General features: G+C 55.3%; 17 protein-coding genes and 1 tRNA gene. 13 read left to right on the top strand and 5 right to left on the bottom strand.

The window, feature by feature from the left end; genetic code table 11:
• Positions 1 to 330: 330 nt before the first annotated feature.
• The 8 genes from BBA90_RS16110 (at position 331) to BBA90_RS16075 (ending at position 5,608) form a co-directional block, all read left to right on the top strand.
• Positions 331 to 1,062: a LexA family transcriptional regulator gene (locus BBA90_RS16110; protein ID WP_065650023.1), complete on the top strand. Its 732-nt coding sequence runs from the start codon at positions 331 to 333 to the stop codon at positions 1,060 to 1,062.
• 412 nt (positions 1,063 to 1,474) lie between these two features.
• The gene (locus BBA90_RS16105) at positions 1,475 to 1,753 is read left to right on the top strand and encodes a hypothetical protein (protein WP_065650022.1); all 279 of its coding nucleotides are present in this window, start codon (positions 1,475 to 1,477) and stop codon (positions 1,751 to 1,753) included.
• Positions 1,754 to 1,929: 176 nt separating this feature from the next.
• Positions 1,930 to 2,397: a glycoside hydrolase family protein gene (locus BBA90_RS16100; RefSeq protein ID WP_065650021.1), complete on the top strand. Its 468-nt coding sequence runs from the start codon at positions 1,930 to 1,932 to the stop codon at positions 2,395 to 2,397.
• A gap of 2 nt (positions 2,398 to 2,399) precedes the next feature.
• Positions 2,400 to 2,744: a hypothetical protein gene (locus BBA90_RS16095; RefSeq protein ID WP_206099916.1), complete on the top strand. Its 345-nt coding sequence runs from the start codon at positions 2,400 to 2,402 to the stop codon at positions 2,742 to 2,744.
• The gene (locus BBA90_RS16090) at positions 2,741 to 3,034 is read left to right on the top strand and encodes a hypothetical protein (protein WP_065650019.1); all 294 of its coding nucleotides are present in this window, start codon (positions 2,741 to 2,743) and stop codon (positions 3,032 to 3,034) included. The genes BBA90_RS16095 and BBA90_RS16090 overlap by 4 nt, the downstream gene beginning before the upstream one ends.
• A 204-nt stretch (positions 3,035 to 3,238) precedes the next feature.
• Positions 3,239 to 4,984 carry an amylovoran biosynthesis protein AmsF gene (locus BBA90_RS16085; RefSeq protein ID WP_065650018.1) on the top strand — a complete coding sequence of 582 codons (1,746 nt, stop codon included), beginning with the start codon at positions 3,239 to 3,241 and terminating at the stop codon, positions 4,982 to 4,984.
• Positions 4,985 to 5,136: 152 nt separating this feature from the next.
• Positions 5,137 to 5,212 (top strand) — tRNA-Thr (locus BBA90_RS16080).
• Between the two features lie 186 nt (positions 5,213 to 5,398).
• Positions 5,399 to 5,608 carry a hypothetical protein gene (locus BBA90_RS16075; RefSeq protein WP_065650017.1) on the top strand — a complete coding sequence of 70 codons (210 nt, stop codon included), beginning with the start codon at positions 5,399 to 5,401 and terminating at the stop codon, positions 5,606 to 5,608.
• Positions 5,609 to 5,625: 17 nt separating this feature from the next.
• On the opposite strand, the gene BBA90_RS16070 is transcribed toward BBA90_RS16075, so the two are convergent.
• Positions 5,626 to 7,524, bottom strand: coding sequence for a flagellin (locus BBA90_RS16070; protein ID WP_065650016.1), 1,899 nt, complete (start codon positions 7,522 to 7,524; stop codon positions 5,626 to 5,628).
• 900 nt (positions 7,525 to 8,424) lie between these two features.
• Between BBA90_RS16070 and BBA90_RS16065 the strand changes: the two genes are divergently transcribed.
• The 4 genes from BBA90_RS16065 (at position 8,425) to BBA90_RS16045 (ending at position 13,352) form a co-directional block, all read left to right on the top strand.
• Positions 8,425 to 9,405: a glycosyltransferase family 2 protein gene (locus BBA90_RS16065; RefSeq protein ID WP_065650015.1), complete on the top strand. Its 981-nt coding sequence runs from the start codon at positions 8,425 to 8,427 to the stop codon at positions 9,403 to 9,405.
• Positions 9,406 to 9,415: 10 nt separating this feature from the next.
• Positions 9,416 to 10,723 (top strand): flippase, encoded by a 1,308-nt coding sequence (locus tag BBA90_RS16060; RefSeq protein ID WP_065650014.1) that lies wholly within the window; start codon positions 9,416 to 9,418, stop codon positions 10,721 to 10,723.
• Complete coding sequence (locus tag BBA90_RS16055; protein ID WP_065650013.1) at positions 10,720 to 11,715, top strand: glycosyltransferase family 2 protein; 996 nt, start codon at positions 10,720 to 10,722, stop codon at positions 11,713 to 11,715. The genes BBA90_RS16060 and BBA90_RS16055 overlap by 4 nt, the downstream gene beginning before the upstream one ends.
• Before the next feature lie 350 nt (positions 11,716 to 12,065).
• Complete coding sequence (locus tag BBA90_RS16045; protein WP_065650504.1) at positions 12,066 to 13,352, top strand: HAAAP family serine/threonine permease; 1,287 nt, start codon at positions 12,066 to 12,068, stop codon at positions 13,350 to 13,352.
• 42 nt (positions 13,353 to 13,394) lie between these two features.
• On the opposite strand, the gene BBA90_RS16040 is transcribed toward BBA90_RS16045, so the two are convergent.
• The 3 genes from BBA90_RS16040 to dbpA all read right to left on the bottom strand — a co-directional run bounded on the left by BBA90_RS16040 (position 13,395) and on the right by dbpA (position 17,744).
• Positions 13,395 to 14,951, bottom strand: coding sequence for a methyl-accepting chemotaxis protein (locus BBA90_RS16040; protein ID WP_065650011.1), 1,557 nt, complete (start codon positions 14,949 to 14,951; stop codon positions 13,395 to 13,397).
• Positions 14,952 to 15,260: 309 nt separating this feature from the next.
• Positions 15,261 to 16,223, bottom strand: coding sequence for a chemotaxis protein (locus tag BBA90_RS16035; RefSeq protein ID WP_065650503.1), 963 nt, complete (start codon positions 16,221 to 16,223; stop codon positions 15,261 to 15,263).
• 141 nt (positions 16,224 to 16,364) lie between these two features.
• Positions 16,365 to 17,744, bottom strand: a complete 1,380-nt coding sequence (dbpA, locus tag BBA90_RS16030) for an ATP-dependent RNA helicase DbpA (protein WP_065650010.1) — start codon at positions 17,742 to 17,744, stop codon at positions 16,365 to 16,367.
• A gap of 370 nt (positions 17,745 to 18,114) precedes the next feature.
• Here dbpA and BBA90_RS16025 point away from each other — a divergent pair, with 370 nt between their 5' ends.
• Entirely contained in the window at positions 18,115 to 18,312 is a 198-nt protein-coding gene (locus tag BBA90_RS16025; protein WP_065650009.1) for a hypothetical protein, read from the top strand.
• 731 nt (positions 18,313 to 19,043) lie between these two features.
• Here the strand turns inward: BBA90_RS16025 and BBA90_RS16015 are convergent.
• Positions 19,044 to 20,414, bottom strand: coding sequence for an amidohydrolase (locus BBA90_RS16015; RefSeq protein ID WP_065650007.1), 1,371 nt, complete (start codon positions 20,412 to 20,414; stop codon positions 19,044 to 19,046).
• Between the last annotated feature and the right edge of the window lie 57 nt (positions 20,415 to 20,471).

Below are 20,471 nucleotides of genomic sequence, written 5' to 3'. Positions count from 1 at the left end.
TACCTGTACAGGTACCCATTTTTTTTTGCTTTAGATCCACTCAATATCACAGCTTTCTGAAATTTATCTGTCATCTGTGGCGTGCCAGCCGCTTTTCACCCATTTTTTTGTGTAAGCGCTGGTCCGGGGTTAACAGAAGATTCCTGAAAACCCCTGTCAGAACAAGCTGTCACACATTCATTGCTGGTTTAGCTCAGGCGGGCGAGGATAATGATCCTCCAGCTTCATTGATAATATCGCGTGGGTAGTAAACTAACGGTAATATAAAATGAACTGGTAGCAAAAACCAAAATAACATTCAGTCTTTTACTGATGGCAGACAATTAACTGATGGTTAAAAAAGAGAGTACAAAACACGCTTTTACTGCCAGGCTGATTGCCGCATGCGAAAGTGCGGGAATTGTCGGACATGGACGAAATAAACAGGTTGCACAGGCGTTGCAGCAAAGAGGATGCAAAATTTCAACGCCGGGAGTATGGAAATGGTTCAACGGTCAGTCGATTCCGGATGACGGGAATTTATTAGCGCTCAGCGATCTGCTGGGCGTGCGCGTGGAGTGGCTGCAGTTCGGAATGGAGAAACCGGATGCCGCGCTCTCACAGCAGCGTCTGCTTTCAGCCGGACATATGTTCCGCGTGGAGAGTCTTGATATCGGCCAGCGCAGCGCGCAGGGTATCGCCGCACGTGATGAGCTGGTTGAGACTATTCAGGCGATAGAATATGGTCTGGACGAAGCGCGCGTGCTCTTTAATGGCCGCCCGGCAGAGAGTATCCGGCTTATTGCCCTGAACAGCGATTCGATGGCCGGTACCTTCGCACCGCGCGATCAATTGTTTGTCGATATCAGCGTGCATCGCTTTGATGGTGATGGCATCTATCTGTTCACGCTTGACGATCAGCTCTATCTCAAACGCCTGCAGCTGCAGCACAAAAAAGTGGCTGTGATCTCAGACAACAAGCGGTATGAGACCTGGTATCTGACGCTGGATGAAGCTGATTCCCTGCAGGTAATTGCCCGCGTCATTATGAGCCAGGCGCGTGATTATCAGATCCTGGGGTAAGGGGTTGCCCGCGCCGGCAGAAAAAATAACCCGGCTGAAATCATAAATTTAACTGTTGGTAAATAAAAAATTAACTGTTAGTGTTTGCGAAAGTATTAGAACATGTTAATAATTTGACCATAGATGGACGACATCGTTGCCCCGGACGGGCCCCGCTCTTAAACAATTGAGGCGCTGCACAAGCGCGAAACTGCCCACTCAAAATCAGTGTATTTTGGGATGGGGTGGATACGCACTCAGCAGCGTTGTCAGTTGTCTCCTGCCTTCACTTCTCTCTGCTTTTTCCTGGCCGTTTTTTAACGACCGGGAAAGCGGATTGTGGGTGATTCCGGTGGCACACCGGACGCACCGGCCTCTGCCGGAAGGCCGCGTTTGCCACCCCATCGCCAAAAACTCATTCACAGGAGGAGTTATGGCGATTATTCAATATGGCAAGTCAGCGTTTACCGGTAATGCACGAACCCGGCGTCATCGACGACGCCAGCCACTCGCACGTCTGAACCGCACCATCGATAACGCACTCGGATTCGAATGCGACGACGTCACGCTGCGCACCGCTGAACGTATCTGTCAGCGGGAAATTCGATCCAGAGTTGAGCGTGCCGTACTGGCGCCGGGACGCTCGCACAGTGAAAGCGCCAGTTTCGATAACTGCTGTTTACCCCACGTTCACCTCTACGCTACCCGCTAAGTTTCCACTGCTTTTCCAGTTCTGAACGGAACGTTTTTACATTGCTCACTGTTTAAACATGCTTGAGCGTTTCGCTTAATTCTGGCGTGCGTGACCGGCTGACCGATCAGTGATGTTTAAGTGTGCTGACCCTGTGCGCAGCGTGCTCCGCGTTGCGCCTCAAAGAAGGAACGGATATGAGCCAGATTATTGCCATTTTGAATTTTGAAGAGGGTTATCGCGAAGCACCCTATCTGGATACGCAGGGCTTTCCCACCGTAGCGGGCGGCATCCGCATCGGTCCTAAAGGCGCCTCGCTGAGCAACTATATCTTTCAGGTGCCGCGTCGCGTCGGTGACGTCTGGAAGCAGTGCATCGTGGAGAAGAAAGTGCAGGAGATGCAGCAGCGCGAACTGATCCGTCAGGCGCTGCTGAAGTGTAATGACGCCCGCAGTGATGTGCTGATTAGCATGGCGTATCAGATGGGCGTGGAGGGGCTCGCGCTGTTCCGCGGCATGCTCACCTCAGTCACGCAGAGCGACTTTGACGCCGCGGCCAACGCCATGCTGGATAGCCTGTGGGCGCGGCAGACCGCAGGACGCGCCCGGCGACATGCGGAAGCGATGCGCAGCGGCACCTATGACATCTACCGGGGGCTGCTATGAACATGAAATGGCTGATTTTTATCATCGCGGTGCTGGCAGCGATCGTTCTGCTGCTGCTGCTGCAGCGCTTTACCACTCTGGAGTTTGTTAAGCACGCGCGCCTGCTGTTTAGAACCTGGTCAGTATGGCTCGCCTCACTCGGTTCCATGCTCAGTGCATGGGTGCAATCCTTTCCCGCCTCCGCGCTGGATGCCTGGAACGCACTGCCGCCAGACGTCAAAGAGATACTGCCGCATAACTACCTGGGCATGATCGGCGCCTTTATGGTGGCAATGGGCGTGCTGGCGCAGTTTGTACGGCAAAAAAATCTTGCGGAAAAACGCAACGCGCTGGAGGAAAAATCATGAGTTTTCTTCTTTCCCTGCTGGCAGGCAGCTGGCACTGGCTGGCGGCGCTGGCAGGCATTATCGCCGCGCTGGTCGCCAGCTACGCCGGCGGTAAAAAGATAGGCAAAGTGCAGCAGCAGGCCAAAGCAGACACCGAACGCGCCGATAAAGCAGCGGCGCAGGCGGTAGCGGTTAACCAGCAGCAGCAGCAGCTGCGTGAGGAGGCCCGAGGTGTGGAAATCAGCAACAGTAATCTTGATGATGCTGCCGCTCGTGACAAGCTGCAGCAGTCGAAATACCACCAGCCCTGAGGCGCCGGTCGTTATCGACTCCGCCTGTTCCCTTTTTTCACCCATTTATACCCACGGCAGTGACGCCGACCGCATGGACATTCGTACCGTGCGCGCCATTAACAATCACAACGACCTCTGGGATCGGCACTGCCGCACGCCGGCACGCTAACGCCGCTCCTTCTGACGCAATTCCAATACCCTGTATAAGCCGAGGAGGCTGACATGATCGAAGTTAATTCATTTGCTGAACTGCGCACCACTGCACCTGCCAAAAACGGCGATTCTGCGTTTCTGCGTCGCTACAATGCGGACTCGAACTTTCGTGGCGGCGGTGACTTTACCGGTTTTATTGGCACCACTACGGCAGCCGATGATGGCGGCACGCTGGCGGTCGGCAACGGCTTCTACTGGAAGCGTGTGATCAACGACCCGGCAGACCTGAACGTCTACCACTTTGGTGCGAAAGGGGATGGCTACGCCAATGACACTGAACCCTTTAAACGCATGCTGGCGTGGACGCAGGGCTACAGCGGCAATATCCGCGATCTGCCGGTGCGCTTCCCGGGCGGGAAATTCCTGATCAGTCCAATGGATATCAGCGACACTGAAATCGCCTTCTTTGGCCTGCAGGGGGATGATGTGGAGCTGGGTTCGCTGCCGCGTACCACTATCATCTCCGACAAAAGCGCCAATACGGTGTTCAAAGTGAAGGCACGCCGCACCGCGATCAAGGGGATCACCTGGCACGGTCAGGCGTCCGCCGACACCACCGCCAACACAGGTACCATTACAGCCGATCTGTGTACCAACGTGCAGCCCTTCTTCGAAAACACCTGCATCGAAGGCTCTACGGTAAACATCTACTGTTTCCGCGCGCAGAATAGCGGCGGGACCGTGATCAAAGTGCTGGATACCCTCGACAGTAAATTTGACCAGATCTACACCCTGTGGACTTACGGGCGCGTATTTGACATCGGCTGGTCAAACTCGCCGAAGGGTAAGTGGGACCACTCTACCGCGATTGAGATCTGCAACTGTAACTTCCAGACCGGTTACGGCGACGCCACGCTCTATATGCCACGCGTGACGCAGGGCATTATGCGTAACGTCTGGATTGAGCATACGCGTAACCCCGGCGACCTCTCCGACGGCGGCTGGACCATTGATACGCTGAATATTGAGGATTGCGGCTCGCCGTTTAACCTTAATAACGCCCGCGTGATCATGCGCCAGATTGGCCTGCAGTCGGGTGCCACTATCTCCAACGATCTGTCGGGCACGCGCTGGCTTTCAACGTTTGAGTATGGCTACCGGCGCGAAGAGAACCACGGCACTATCATCACCGGTTCCCTGCGCACCGGCTACTACAGCGGCCATAAAGTTACCAACAACACCGACACCGATAACTGGTATCGCCTCGGGCAGCTCTTTTTCCCGGTGGCGAACCAGCAGTGGGTGATGGAGCTGATTGGTAAAGCGGATGCCACCCAGCCCACCGGCACGGCGGGGTCGCCGGTCAATATGGCCGGCACCGGGAAAACCTGGATCAACCTGCAGCGGCTGGATACCGTCTGGGCTGATGCCTGCCATATGGGGCAGCCTGCGGTGCTGGATATCCGCTATAACCGCGTCGGTACTACCTATGCGGTGGTATGGGTGAAGCTGCGCGCCAACAGCGGCGATACGCTGATTAACCTGAAAACCACCGGACCGACGCGCTTTGAGTCAGGCTCCTGCTCGCTGTTCCAGACTGACTTTTCGGTGGTGACCGATACCACCAAAATGGGCACGCTGAAGCCAGCGGCACGCTTTGGTTTTCATAACGGCGTAGCAGGCATTGGTGCCAATGAGAAAGGGGTGCTCACTGTCGCGACGGCAGCGGGTAATCCCACAAATAAAACAGCCCCTTCGGGCTTTGTGCTGGTCAATATCAACGGTGTTGATCGTAAGTTACCTTATTACGATTAAAACCAGCACGTTTTGGCGAGGCTCCGGCCTCGCCTTTTTTTATTTGTGGCGGAAAATACGCCGGTTCTGCCTGAAAAACAGACGGTTGAACCACCGCACCTTGACGCCTTGCGTCACATTTTTTATTTTATTCCCCCTAGTTCCCGCCTTATGCCGGTGTAGCTCAGTTGGTAGAGCAGCGCATTCGTAATGCGAAGGTCGCAGGTTCGACTCCTGTTTCCGGCACCAATCAAATCAATGCATTATCCACCACCCGGTCCTTCTTCCTTCAGCATGTGGGACAGATTTGGGACACAAATATCCGATACTGCGCCAGTATGCCTGGTGCGTCACGCTGCCTCCGGCAGACGCCGGCTGGACGTATTCCCATCCGTTGACCAGACTTAGCGTTCCACCCGAAAAGGAGAATGCGCAATGAGTACCCGATACAAAGTGACGTATGAACATCAGGATGGCGACGCCAAAAAACGCGAAGAGGTCATACTGGAGAGCGAAAATGAGCCTTCAGATGAAGAAGCGCATGAAGCGGTGCTGCAGGGTCTTGCGATGATGAAAACCCCCGGCACCGGAGTGGATGGCGTGGCGAAGTTTGACATTATCAGTATCGCTCCGGCTGACGAGTAAAAGGGGGCGGTTGCCCCTTATCCCTGCAGCAGCTTAAGCACCTGCTGCGGTTCCTGCTGCGCTTTTGCCAGCACTGAATTTCCGGCCTGCTGCAGAATCTGCTGACGTGCCATCACTGATACTTCCTGCGCATAATCAGCGTCTTCGATGCGCGAGCGCGCCGCCGCATAATCCGTTGTACTCTGGCTCTGCAGCCGCTGCGCCGACTCGAGCCGGTTGGCAAGCGCACCCAGCTGGCTGCGACGGCTGTCAATCAGTGCCAGGGCGCGATCCAGCGTTGCCAGCGGATCATCCGGATGCTTCAGGCGGATCTCATCTCCCATCTCAGAGACGCGCATGGTTGTCAGGTTGGTTGAGGCATCGGTGGTCGAAGAGATGCCCGCCTGGAAATAGATCTGAATATCGCCAGTACCCTGCAGCGTTTTCAGCATGATGCTGCCGTTACTGTCGTGAGTAACAAAGGTGGCGGTTTTATCGATCCCGATATCCGGCGCATCCATATAGTAGTTGCCGTCAGCATCCAGTCGCAGTACGTCGCTGGCGCTCTGGCCTGAGACATCGGTATAGCGCAACTCAACGTTTGCCGGATCCAGCGTCACGTAAGCGGTACCGGTTACGCGGTTTACGCTGCTAAAGCTATTGATAGCGCTGCTGCTGATGGCGCTGATAGCCAGCGAGCTGCTGCCGGTGTCGTCAGTATGCGCAGCCAGCGCGGCGTTGAAGTACTGATAATTACCGCTGCCGTTATCCACCTCCATCACATATTGCGATCCGCTTTGCAGCAGCCGCGCACTACTCACGCTATTTCCGCTGGCATCCGTAAAGCTGAGCGTGGCGCTGCCGGTATTGATCGCCGGCGTCTGCGTCACAGCGGCTGGCAGGGTAGCAAAATCGGCACTGGTTTTTGTCGGGGCGCTGGTTGCCTGCGCGATCACATTCCCGCTGCTGCCGAAGTCCAGCGTCGCCGCATGATAGAGACCACCCTGCTCAATATAATAGCTGCCGTTATCAACGGTCAGGTGCGCCGGAGGCGTAGCGGTAAGCGCATTGCCATCCGATTGCTGAAAATTAACGGCCGGAATAGCGCGTGGCGCTATGTTGCTTACGCTGTTGTAGAGCGGAGCAGAGGTGGCGCGGCTGATGGCTACCGTTCCGGCAGCGTTAGCCGTGTCCCAGCGCGCGCTTACCGCTGCCAGATAGTATACCGGCTTGCCGTCAGCGCCCGTGCTCTGCACATACTGGCGATTATCCGCACTGCTGCGCATCAGCTGCGGCGCGCCTGACGGGGGCATATACGTCACCGTGATGGCCGGATTAGTAAAGTCCATATTGGTGGCAAGGCCGGTGATGCGGTTAACGGGCGTCACTTTGCCGCTGATACCGCCAATCACCAGATCTTTCAGCCCCAGCGCGCCAACGCTAAAGCCGGGCGCAGAAAGATCCAGCATAATTTTTTCCCGATCGTTCGCGCCGACCTGAAAACCGATTTTTCCGGCGCTGCCGTCGAGCGTTTTAATGCCATTAAACGCAGCCGTGCTGTTGAGGCGATCGATCTCTTTCAGGTTCAGGTTAATCTCTCCCTGAATGGCATCGGCGTCACCCTGCGAAAGGGTTCCGTTAAGGCCCTGTACCGCCAACTGCCGGATACGCTGAACGCGATTGTTAATCTCATCCAGGGCGCCTGCAGTGGTATTGACCAGCGATAACCCATCGCCTGCGTTACGCTGCGCCTGCTGCAAACCGCGCTGCTGACTCTGCATCCGGTTAGCAATCGCCTGTCCTGCGGCATCATCACTCGCGCTATTGATACGCATCCCGGAAGAGAGATTGCGTATCGCTGTTCCCAGCGCTGACTGGTTTTTGTTTGTGTTCTGCACCGCATTCAGGGCAGAAAGGTTGGTTTGCAGGGAGATCATTTACAGGCTCACCGATTGTTCTGTTGATAGCGTTATCGGCAGAAAGTGATTTTCTTTTAACCGTTATTTGGCCTAAGTCACGGTGGCGCTCTGGTGCTGTGATTTACAGCGGAACCGCGATCGTTTTTCACTGATATTAATCCTGGTGACCTTTACGCATTTATCTTATCAGTCAGCCTGATATTCCTTTCCCGGGGCTAATCAATCTGCGTTTTTATTAATTGCGGACTTACTGCGTAAATTCTGTTTTCCTGACCGCCCCATTGACCCTGACGGGTTCAGCAGAGAGAATGCCGTTTAAAGTTTTGAAACAGATCGCATTTTTAGGGCCTGAAGCCCATTGCAGTATGGCTGCGATAGCCGTACTGGATTAACGCCTCCTGCTTTTCACGTGGCGCAACAGACGCAGCGGAATAATAAAAGAGCAGGGCGCACAGCACATATCATTAATGTTGCCGCTCGTTACGTTAAGGCCGCTGAAAACTCGGCAAAACGAATTACGTGCTGCCGGGCCGCACAGCGCGGCAGGTTTGTTACTTATAACATATTGATAAAAAACCATATATTTCTGGTGTCGATGTGAAATCAGCCGTTTTTTTCCTGCCATTCAGATGGAATGAGAGGCAAATCGCAGGCAAATATACATCGTCATCGATGTGCATTTATAAATGAATAATAAATAGTCTGGCCATAGATTTATGGCGAAATTCTTATTATTACTTTGGCGGTTCATTTATTTAATTAGCGGAATTCCTTACTGAGGAAACTCCGAAAAAAATCCGGAATACAGTTAAGCCGGGCGCAGGAATAAGCCATAAAGTGCGTGGTTTATCTGAACAGCAATGTTTAACGCCGCTGCGTTCGCCTTATTAATACTGACAAACCGCGTTCTGAGGTCTCATGCAAAATCCCGTAAACGACGTGTTACTGAGCGTCATTGTGCCGGTGTATAACGCGGCTGCCTATCTGGAAAGAAGCATTAATAGTCTGCTGCAGCAGACGGAAGTGCGCTTTGAAGCAATTTTTATCAATGATGGATCCACGGATATGTCGCAGGCCATTCTTCAGCGATTTGCGCACCACCCGCAATTCCACATCATTGAACAGCCCAATATGGGGGTCTCTGCGGCACGTAATCAGGGGCTGCGCAGCGCGCGCGGTAAATTTATCTGTTTTTTAGACGCTGATGATTTTCTGCCGCACGACGCCTTTGCCACCTGGGTGGCCTTGATGCAGGAGAATATCGGCATGTGTATCGGCGAGTCGCAGCATTTTACGCCTGCCGGTGAGCCGCTGGACCAGCCTGCTAACCGTGACGCATCGCGGCAGATGAGCGCGGCGGCAGCGGTCAACGACGTACTCTATTTTCATCCCCGTCACGGCATCTGCGACAAGGTCTTTCGCGCAGACGTTATCCGGCAGCATCAGCTGCGCTTTAACGAAGAGATCTTCAACTTCGAAGATCTGCTGTTTGTGATGAACTACCTCTATTTGCTGCAGAACCAGCAGGTGATTGTCACCGAGCGCGTGGTCTACCACTACGTGAAGTCAGACAACTCAGCCACCCGGTCGGCGCTGCGGGAAAAGCACTTCTCCTTTGCGCGTTCGTTTGGCCGGATGAAGGCGTTTATGACCCGGCAGCACCACCGCTATTACTACCATCTCGTGCTTAAGGTCACCTCTTCCTATATCAGCAAAGGGCTGAACAGCCGTGAATTCAGCGGCGCCTTTATTGAAGATTACATCGCGCTTTATCGCCGCAGTTTCCGCGCGTACCTCTCTTCAGGCCCGATGCTGAATCCCTGGAGCCTCTATTTCACCCTCTTTTTTGTCAGCCCGCGCGGCGTTTCACAACTGCGCCGCCTGGCGCGTAAAGCGTAGGGGAGCAGGAATGAAAGAAAAACTCAGAAACTCAATGTGGATGATCGCGGAAAAGCTGATCGCCGTTTTTGGCCTGATTTTTGTGACCTCTTACGTCGCCAAATATGTCGGCCCGACCACCTTTGGCATTATCTCGCTCTCCATGCTGATTTTTCAGTTTTTGCAGAGCATCGCGGTCATGGGTAGCGATGTCATATTGCTGAAGCGCATTGCGCAGAATCATCGTTCGGGGATCCGTCTGATGATGGCGGCGGGCCTGCTGGTACTGGGCGTCTACAGCGTCCTGGCGATTAGCGGCATGCTGATCATGAAAGCGGAATGGAGCCCGGACGCGGTGGTGTTTATCTGTGCCGCTGCGCTGGCCTGCCTTTTCTCAGCGCTCGATCTGGTTAACATCTACAACGAGGCGATGCTGAATGCCCGTCTCAACGTGATCGCTAACGTTATCGGGCTGGCGATCAGTCTCTCGGTGCGATTCCTCATCTCCTGGCTGGAGCTGGACCCGCACTACCTGGCGATCCCGATTGTGCTCGCCACTTTTATTCCCTTTGTCATCAAGCTCGCGCTGTTTACGCGCCAGCAACGCCATCAACCGCTGCCGGCGCTGCGTCAGCTTAAACAATATTCGCGCTACATGGTGGCATCGGGCATGTCGCTGGTGATCTCGGCCATTGCGGTCGGCATCTATACGCGCGTCAATCAGGTAAGCGTCTCTTACTTCCTCGGGGTAAAAGAGGCGGGCATTTTCTCTGTAGCGCTGACGCTCTCCACAGCATGGGTGTTTTTACCGGCTGCGCTGCTGGCGTCGTTTTATCCCGCTTTCTTTGCCGAGCGCAACCGCGAACGGGCAATTGTCAAAGCGCAGCAGCTGCATCTGCTGGTGATTGGCGTTTCCGCGCTGGTGATTCTGGGGATCTGGCTGCTGTCAGGCTGGTTTATTGGCCACTTCTATGGCAACGCCTATCTGGATGCGGTCGCTCCTACGCTGCTGCTGAGCGTGGGTGCGATGTGCGGCGTGCTGAGCAGCGTAATGGACCGTTTCATTGTGAAATATAACGGTTACCGCTTCCTGATCAAAAAGACCTTCGCGGTTCTGGTTATTTGTCTGATCTCGTCGCTGCTGCTGGTGCCGCATTACGGCCTGACCGGTGCCGCGCTGAGCGTGGTCATTACCGAATTCGTCTCTTTCTCCCTGCTTAATTATTTCTTCACCGCGCAGCCCGTGGCGCGGATCCATCAGGTTTTTTTCAACCCCAGAAAGCTATGGCAGTTGTTTAGCAATTACAAAACCTCAGACAGCAAAGAGAGTTTATCATGAATGACAATCCGCTCTTCAGTATCATCATTCCCGTTTATAACTCACAAAATACTATCCGGCGCACGCTGCTGAGCGTTTTGAACCAGACGTTCAGCAGTTATGAAGTGGTCGTGGTTAACGATGGCAGCCGCGATGACAGCGCGCAGATTCTGGCTGAGTTTGCCAGCTATCCGCAGATAACCGTACTGGAGCAGATCAATGCCGGCGTCAGCGCGGCGCGCAATACCGGGCTTTTGAAGGCGCGCGGCGACTACGTGCTGTTCCTGGACGCCGACGACTGGGTCGATGACAATTTTCTGATGAGCTTCAAACTGAATCTCAACGCCTGGCCAGCTGAAACCGTAGACCTGATGGTCGGCCACCTGAATGACGATCGCATTGGTAAGGTGTCGCAGGCGGGCTTTTTCAGTCAGCATGACATTCCTTATGTACTGGGCGAGCTGGAGATCAGCGACAACATCGGCTATCTGCATAACAAATGCTATCGCCGGGAGATTATTGACTCGCTGAATCTGCGCTTCCTTGAGGGGATCTCCATGAGTGAAGATCTGCTGTTTAACCTCAAATATTTCAGCTGCATCAGTAACTTCCTGATCACGCCTAACGCGGCTTATCACTACGAAGATACCAGTGGCTCGCTCTCTAAACAGAAGGTGCAGTACAGTGAATTAAAGGTGCGCAAGCAGTCGCTGACCGCGCTGTATGACACTATCGTGGATAAATATCAGGCCAGCGAACTGGACCATTTTCTGAAAGGGATCTCAAAACGCGTGCTGGCGCTGGATATGCAGATTGTCACCGCGATGTATCACGCGTCCTTTTCGCCAGCAGATATCGCAACAGAAATAGAACAGATAAAGCGCGGGAAATACTCAAAAGGTATTTTCACACTGCTGAATAAGAATGAAAAACTGAAGTACATGATTATGAATCTGAACTCACTCACAGCGTACTATTTCCTCTATGCGTTATACAGAATGCGTGCATTCTGATTTACCCCTCCCGGCGTTGCCTTCTGATCTCTGCCACTGGCAGAAGAGGGCAGCAGCCGGGAGAGTCCGCTGCGTTACCCGCGCTCTTTCTTACTTCCCCTTGCACTATTTCTGTGACTCAGGTCAAATAATGTCAGGCAATCGATTGCGTGCTGATTTTGTGCGTTTTTGCAGCAGAAAATTATCAGCCTGCGCATTTTTGCTGCTTTTGTGACACGTATCTTGCGTTGTGCCCCCCGCGCGGCGAAAAAAACGTATAGCATGAGCGCGTTTGAACGGCTGCCGGCAGCGGCTGGCCGTGAACAGAGAGCCGGAAACCGGCTGCAATGATGATGATTCTGGAGAGAGTGATGAATAACTCACAAACCAGCACGCTGGCAACCGCCAGAGCGGCCAGGGGCTGGAGCAAGAGTGATACGGTGTGGATGCTGGGTCTGTATGGTACGGCGATTGGTGCCGGGGTACTGTTTCTGCCCATCAATGCGGGCGCAGGCGGACTGCTGCCGCTGCTGATCATGGCCGTGCTGGCATTCCCGATGACCTTCTATGCGCACCGCGCGCTGACGCGTTTCGTCCTCTCGGGTAAAAATCCGGGTGAAGATATCACTGACGTGGTGGAAGAGCACTTCGGCAGCGGGGCAGGTAAGATCATTACGCTGCTCTACTTTTTTGCGATCTATCCCATCCTGCTGATGTACAGCGTGGCTATAACCAATACCGTTGACAGTTTTATCGTGCATCAGCTCGGCATGGTGTCGCCGCCGCGCGCGCTGCTGTCACTGCTGCTGATCAGCGGAATGATGGTTATCGTGCGCTTTGGCGAACAGATGATCGTTAAGGCAATGAGTATTCTGGTCTTTCCCTTTGTTGCTGTACTGATGCTGCTGGCAGCCTGGCTGGTTCCGCACTGGCACGGCGCGGCGCTGCAAACGCTGTCGTTCAGCGAGGCAACGGGCAGCGGCAATCTGTGGATGACGCTATGGCTGGCGATTCCGGTTATGGTGTTTTCATTTAACCATTCGCCGATTATCTCCTCGTTTGCCGTGGCAAAACGCGACGAATATGGTGCCGGTGCGGAAAAACGCTGCTCGCGCATTCTGGCCAGCGCGCACCTGATGATGGTGGTCACGGTGATGTTTTTTGTGTTCAGCTGTGTGCTGAGCCTGTCGCCCGCCGATTTGCAGGCAGCCAAAGCGCAGAACATCACGATTCTTTCTTATCTGGCTAACCATTTTCAGGTGCCGATGATCGCCTGGCTGGGACCCATTGTCGCGATGGTGGCGATCACGAAATCGTTTCTGGGTCACTATCTGGGCGCGCGTGAAGGGTTTAACGGTATCGTCACTAAATCGCTGCGCAGCCGGGGCAAAGCGCTCGCGCCGCAGAAGCTGAACCGTCTGACCACGCTGTTTATGCTGCTGACCACCTGGCTGGTGGCGACGCTGAACCCCAGTATTCTTGGCATGATTGAAACGCTGGGTGGCCCGGTTATCGCGGCGATCCTGTTCCTGATGCCGATGTATGCGATTCAGAAAGTCCCGGCAATGCGCCAGTACAGCGGAAAAATCAGCAACCTCTTTGTTGTGATTATCGGGCTGCTGGCTATCTCTTCTGTGGCCTGGTCGCTGTTCAACTGACCCCAGCCGGGTCGCCGTAACAGGCGGCCCGGCCGTATGGCATTAAGCCAGCGCGGTTTTAAACACGCTCATCGACTGTGCCAGCCGATCGGCCTGCTCCTGCAGCGCCTGTGAGGCAGCGGATGCCTCCTGCACCAGCGAAGCATTCTGCTGCGTCACCGCTTCCATCTGTGTAATCGCCTGATTGATCTCACCAATGCCACTGCTCTGTTCGCTGCTGGCAATCGTAATTTCACTCATGATCTCAGCCACGCTCTGCACGCTGCTGACAACTTCACCGATAGTGGAGCCGGCGTGCGTAACCAGGCGGCTGCCTTCATCAACTTTGGTCACGGAATCTTCGATCAGCACTTTGATCTCTTTGGCGGCGGAGGCAGAGCGCTGGGCCAGGTTACGGACTTCCGAAGCGACCACGGCAAAGCCGCGACCCTGTTCACCGGCACGTGCGGCCTCAACGGCGGCATTGAGCGACAGAATATTGGTCTGGAAAGCGATAGAGTCGATGACGCTGATAATATCGACAATCTTTTTAGAGGAGTAAGCAATCGCCTCCATTTTGTCGATCACCTGCTCCATGACCACGCCGCCCTCTTTGGCCACCTCAGAGGTTTTCGATACCAGCGAGTTTGCCTCGCGCGCGTTGTCGGCATTGTGCTTCACGGTAGCGGTCATCTGTTCCATTGCGGAGGCGGTCTCTTCCAGTGAGCTGGCCTGCTGCTCGGTGCGTGAAGAGAGATCGATATTACCGCTGGAGATCTGATTAGAGGCGACGGCGATAGTATCGGAGCCGGCGCGTACGTTAGAGACGATGGTCATCAGATTGTCGTTCATGGTCTGCAGCGCCTGCATCAGCACACCGGTTTCATCTTTACTGCGGACCGTTATGCGCGAGCTGAGATCGCCGGCGGCAACTTTGCTGGCGACGGCGACAGCTTCATTAAGCGGACGCACGATGGAACGGGTCAGCAGCAGGCCCAGCAGCACGGCAGCCGCGATGGCGATAGCCGTAAAAATAACGGAAACCTGAATCGCCGTGGTGCCATCTTTGATGATGCCTACTCCCTCCTGATGGAGCTGGCTCGCCTGAGAGTCGGCAAAGGCGGCCGCACTGAGTAAAAAGGTGTTTTGCGTCTGAGTAATTTTCTTCAGCACATAGTTGCTGGCTTCATCTGCCTTGCCATCACGCACCAGCGCCAGCACGTCATTTTTTTGCTGTTCAAACAGTTTGCTGGCGGCAAGTAACCCGGCAATTTTCTTTTTACCCACCGGCGTGACCTGAATCGCCTCAATCTTTTTCATCGCGCTGTTGGTCTGCGCCGTGGCATCCGCGAGCTGAGCAAAGCGTTTAACGTTGTTTTCCGGCCGTGTGGTATCAATTACGATACCGCGCAGATATTTAATCTGGTCATTCACGCCATCGCGCACGTCGAAGCCGAGGCGAACTTTAACAAAACGATCCTCTACAATGGAGGTGATGCCGGTTTTGATATTGCTGATTTTCAGCCATGACGTCACGCCCACGACCACTAACAGAGCCACCACCAGGCCAAAGGCGATGCCCAGGCGTACCCCGACTTTCATATTCTTGATGCTCAACATTGGTTCTCCCCGTTTGCCAGAAATCAGACAGTAATAGGATGCATCAGCAGATTGGCAATCTGCCGTGACAGGCTGTTTTTAAAAGGAAAATAAGAACCTTCCTGCGCGAGTGCTCTCCATAATCGCCAGCGAAGGCGCAACAGTTATCGGTAACTAATGTATTTACTTTAATTTTTGCGCGTGGCAGCGCAGATCCGTTAGAGGGGCTACTTATTGATGAATAAGCGGTACTGTTTCGCGGCGGAAGGAATAGCAGCAATAAAAAAGGCGCGATAATCGCGCCTTAAAGGAAAGAGGTAAAAACAGGGCTTAGCGCTGTTTTTCCAGCACGCTATGAATGGCGCTGGAGAGCTCGTTGATCTCAAACTTTGCCACATACCCATCTGCACCGACCTTACGCACATGATCTTCATTGGCGCTGCCGGACAGCGAAGAGTGGATGACAACCGGAATATGGCGCAGCGTCTCATCACGCTTGATATTACGCGTCAGCGTGAAGCCATCCATCTCCGGCATCTCCAGATCGGTGAGAACCAGGGCAATTTTATCGTGAATTGATTCGCCGCTGGCCTGCGCCTCTTTCTTCATTTCGTTGATTTTTATCCACGCTTCCAGGCCGGTGTTGTGCATCAGGGCCGGAATACCCATGCTTTTCAGCCCCTGTTCAAGCAGCTGACGGGCAACTTTGGAATCTTCTGCCACGATAGCGACCGCACCCGGCTTGAGATTGAAGTTTTTCACTGTCTCTGCGCCAGGCTCAACGCCACGTACCGAAGGAATGATGTCATAGAGGATCTGCTCTACGTCGAGCACCAGTGCAAGGTTGTTGCTTTCGCCATTGCTGTCCAGGCAGGCGATACTGGTGATATTGCGGCTGCTGATCCCCGCTTCTGCTGTATGCACCTGATTCCAGTCAAGACGCACAATGTTTTCTACCGACTCCACTGCAAACGCCTGGGTACTGCGCGCATATTCGGTCACCAGCAGCAGATTCAGGCCGGTTTCCGGTTTACAGCCGGTCACGGCTGGCAGGTCGATTACCGGAATAAACTGCCCCCGGATGCTGGCCATGCCGAGCAGCGGCGAGTTCATCCCGGCCGCGCGCGTGATCGCGGGCATGGGCACAATTTCGCGCAGCTTGAACACGTTGATGCCATACAGCTCAGATTTGCCTTTCAGCCGATCGGAACCCAGCCGAAACAGCAGCAGTTCAAATTTGTTGGACAGCGCCAGGTTTGCGCGTTCGTCGATCTCTTTCTGAAAATTATCCATCATGGCCTCGGGGCAGAATCTGGGCGGAGCAGGGAGAGGGCGGAAGTGCCATGATTAACTTATCGGCAGAGCGCGATAAAAATGAAGGGAGAAGAAGAAAATTTAGCGCAAGGGCGCGATCGCCCTCACGCTACAGCCGCTCTATTTCAGGAGAATAGCGCGTACGCTTTTGCCTTTGATCTTACCCTCTTTGAGCTTGATCAGCGCTTTTTTTGCCTGTGAGGCCGTAATGGCAACGTAGGCGTGTGAAGGCGTCAGATCAATTTTACCGATCTGATCGCCGCTGAAGCCCGCTTCACCGGTCAGTGCGCCGAGGATGTCACCCGGACGGATTTTTGCTTTGCGCCCGCCATCAATACAGAGCGTCATCATGGCTGCAGGCAGCGCCTGTGCCGCTCTGCCTTTTAAGGTGCCCGCGGCCACCCAGTTAAGCTTCTGCTGCAGGTAATCCTCCAGCGCATGAGCACGTGCCATTCCGTCAGGTGCCACAAAGCTTACGGCAAGTCCTTTTTCGCCTGCGCGCCCGGTACGGCCAATGCGGTGCAGATGTACTTCCGGGTCCCACGCCAGCTCAAGGTTCACGACCAGCGCCAGCGATTTGATATCCAGACCGCGTGCGGCGACGTCGGTGGCGATCAGCACGCGGCTGCTGCCGTTAGCAAAGCGGATCAGCACGCGTTCACGATCGCGCTGCTCCAGATCGCCGTGCAGCGCCAGCGCGCTGATATCGCGATCGTTCAGTGCGGCGGCAATATCATCGCATTCACGTTTGGTATTGCAGAACACCACGCAGGAAGCGGGCTGCTGCTGGCTGAGCAGGGCGCATAGCAGGTTAACGCGCTCGCCGGCACTCGCCTCAATAAACTGCTGCTCAATCGCGGGCAGTTCCGCTTCGGTTTCAGTAGCAACCGCCAGCGCGTCGCGCTGAAAGCGCTGGCTCAGGCTGGCAATGGTGTCAGGCCAGGTCGCGGAGAAAAGCAGCGTCTGCCGTGCGGCGGGCGTGAAGCCGATAATTGCTTCCATATCATCCCGGAAACCCATTTCCAGCATGCGGTCAGCTTCGTCAAGCACCAGCGTCTGCAGCTGGCTGAGATCGAGATTATCACGCTTAAGGTGATCCAGCAGGCGGCCTGGCGTGCCGACGACGATGTGCGGGGCATGCACCAGCGAATCGCGCTGTGCGCTCATCGGCTGACCGCCGCACAGCGTCAGGATTTTAATATTACGCGTAAAGCGTGCCAGCTGACGCAGTACATTGCTGACCTGCTCAGCCAGTTCACGCGTCGGGCAAAGCACCAGCGCCTGAGTATGAAACTGGCTGTTGTCGATACGGTTAAGCAGGCCGATACCAAATGCAGCAGTTTTGCCGCTGCCGGTTTTCGCCTGCGCACGCACATCGTGGCCGGCAAGGATGGCGGGAAGCGACGCCGCCTGAATAGGCGTCATCGCATCAAAGCCCATGTCGCGCAGATTGTCGAGCTGGCTGGCGGGCAGTTGCGTCAGGGTTGAAAAAGCAGTCACAAAGATGTCTCAGATAGGAGGGAAGATAACGCGGTCAGTCTGGCAGAAAGCCACGCGGGCAGCAACGGTAATTCGCCTGGCGCATACGGCTGGTCAGAGAGCAGAGTGCCGTCACGCCGCAGGGAGACTATTGTTGCAAAGTTTTAATAAATTGTTATCCGGAACGATCTTCTGGCGCATAAAAATCATCCGGCAAATAAGGAGATTAACGCTTTTACGTCGTTTTTCAGCGACAACTCAGGGTAATTTTTACCGGGGTCAGGCTTATATATTACGCAGCATAAGGAAATTCTGATTAAAGATCCTTGTTGTTTTGATCTATATTGAGCGCGCCATTTGGCGAGCGAATTTACTTCAGAGGTCAATTTCATTGAGTCACAGTCTCCAGGGACATAGCGAAGACATTCTGAAAATCGTCGGCCGCGCCGTATTAACGCTGCATCTTCATGGAGAAGCTTTATCCTCTGATAAAGTCAGCTCAATGATTGCCTGTTATGCGGAAGAAGAGCCAGTCAGTGACGATGAGCACCAGCGCCTTTATGCGCTGGCCATTCAGATGTTGTCATAAAACGCTATGCAGCGGCGGGTGTCGCCGGCAAGTAAGACAAAAGCCTCCATACGGAGGCTTTTTTGTTTTCAGCCGGGGGAGGGCAGCGCGGGGGCTGTGCGCTCAGCAGCGCTCAGCAGCGCGGGGACTGTGCGCTCAGCAGCGCGGAGCTGTGCGCTTAGCAGCGCGGGACTCTGAGGGGGTTCCGCCCGCCAGGCTTCTGGCAGTTTCAGCGGCGCTTGCGCATGCGGACGGGCTAAGGGGCGGGTGGGCGCGCCCCTTAGCAATCCGCGCCCCGCGCCGTCCTCGCGAATTCCCGGACGCATCCCTCCGGCCTTAACGGACCGCGCGGATTCGCTCCTGCTCACCCCGCGCTCTCGCCGGCGTCCTGCCGGCTCGCCCTGGCCGTCACGCTGCGCCCGGCGCTGCGGATGGCGCCCCTTTTCCCCGCCTGCAAATTCTTCATTTCTTTTTTTAAATTTGGTTTGGTGTGCGCTGAAGCTTCTCTACAGAACCTTCAGCCATAAGACACTTATTGAAGAGAAAAAAAGCAGCAGCGGCGGGAAGCGCCATCCGGGGCCGCCGAGGGAGGGCACGGTTCCGGGATGAGCCGACAGGACGTCGGCGAAAGGGCGCGGTGAGCAGGAGCGAATGGCGGCCGGTCCCCGGGAAGCGGGCGTGAGCGAGGGAACCGCGCAGCGGCGGGCGGGGCTGACGGCGAACGGAACCGGCGCTTAACCCGGAACTGTTGCTTAACCGGCAAAAAACACCGCTTTGCCGCGCTGAAAGGTGGCCTGCACCGGTGCAATCCGCGCCACGGCTTCAGCAGAACAGCTGGCTTTAACCAGCATCATACTGGCTTCATCCTGCAGCGCAGGCCACTGCCGCACGCCCTGATTAGAGAGCGGCAGGATCCCCCCGGTTGCGATATGCAGTGCGCGGCTTAGCCCATACTCATCAGAGCCGCGATAAAGCTGTGCATAGAGATTGGCTTTCTCCAGCATGCTGCCGGTACCAAAGGGGGACCAGTGATCGATCACGCTGTCAGTGCCGGTCATCACGTTAACGCCTGCCGCCTGCAGCTGCGGCAGCGGCATGGTCAGCCTGCCGATCGGAATGGTGGAGGCCAGGCTAATCTGCTGCTCCGCCAGGCCGGCAATCATTCGATCCAGCGCGCGTCCCTCCAGCGTGGCCAGCGCAAAGCCGTGGCTCAGCGTGACCCGACCTTTAAGCTGCGGATGACGGGCAACGGTATCAATCATGTACTGAATAGCCGCCACGCCTGCCGGGCTGGTCTCATGGAGATGAATATCCACGCCGCGCTGATAGTCGAGCGCTATCTGAAACATCGCATCAAGCGACGCTTCCATTGCGCCATCAACGCTGGTCGGATCGAGGCCGCCCACATGCGTGACGCCGGACTGCATCGCCTCGCGCATGAGCCCGTCAACCTGTGAGTGCAGCAGGCCGTGTTGCGGAAAGGCGACAATGCCGCAGCGAAAATCGGGATGCTTTGCCAGCGCCTGCTGCAGGTGCGCCAGGCTCTGCAGGCCGCTGACCGGATCGATGTTGCAGTGGCTGCGTGCTTCAGTGGTGCCTTTACTCTGCAGCAGGCCAATCAGCGCTTCGGCGCGCGCCTGTGAAGCAGGCAGCAGCTGCGGGATCAGCACTTCTTCCCGGGCGATCATATCCATAATGGTTTTGCCCTGACGAGGGCGCGGAGCCTGCCACGGGCCGCCGTAAAACGTCTTATCAAGGTGGATATGCATATCGCGGGTGCGGGGCAGCAGCAGCGCATCCTGTGCATCCCACTGCGGCAGCGCGGCGTTGCGCGACGTGCCGGCGGGCTCAATCGCGACAAAAAGCCCCTCTTTGATCGTGAGGTCATAGCGTGCGGTATGGGTGGCGATCACTTCGCCGCCCTCACGTTCAAACGCCTCTTCAAGGCGCACGTTGCAGAGCTGATAGTGGGCGGCGTCAGGCGGTGGCACCGCGGTCTCACAGGCTGAAATAGCGGACAATGGCGCGGCACGGCTGATACCGGCCGCCAGCAGGCTGCCGGCGGCGGTCAGACGTACGCCCTGGCTGAGAAAAGAACGACGGCTGGCAGAGGTAACGGGCATAGCGGGCTCCGGATAGCAGGGAAAACCTTAATCTGACAAATCTGTCGCCCCGCCGCT

It is taken from the genome of Pantoea eucrina, assembly GCF_001691555.1.
Taxonomy (GTDB): Bacteria; Pseudomonadota; Gammaproteobacteria; order Enterobacterales; family Enterobacteriaceae; genus Pantoea; species Pantoea borealis.
This window is presented reverse-complemented; position numbering and strand designations above follow the sequence as displayed.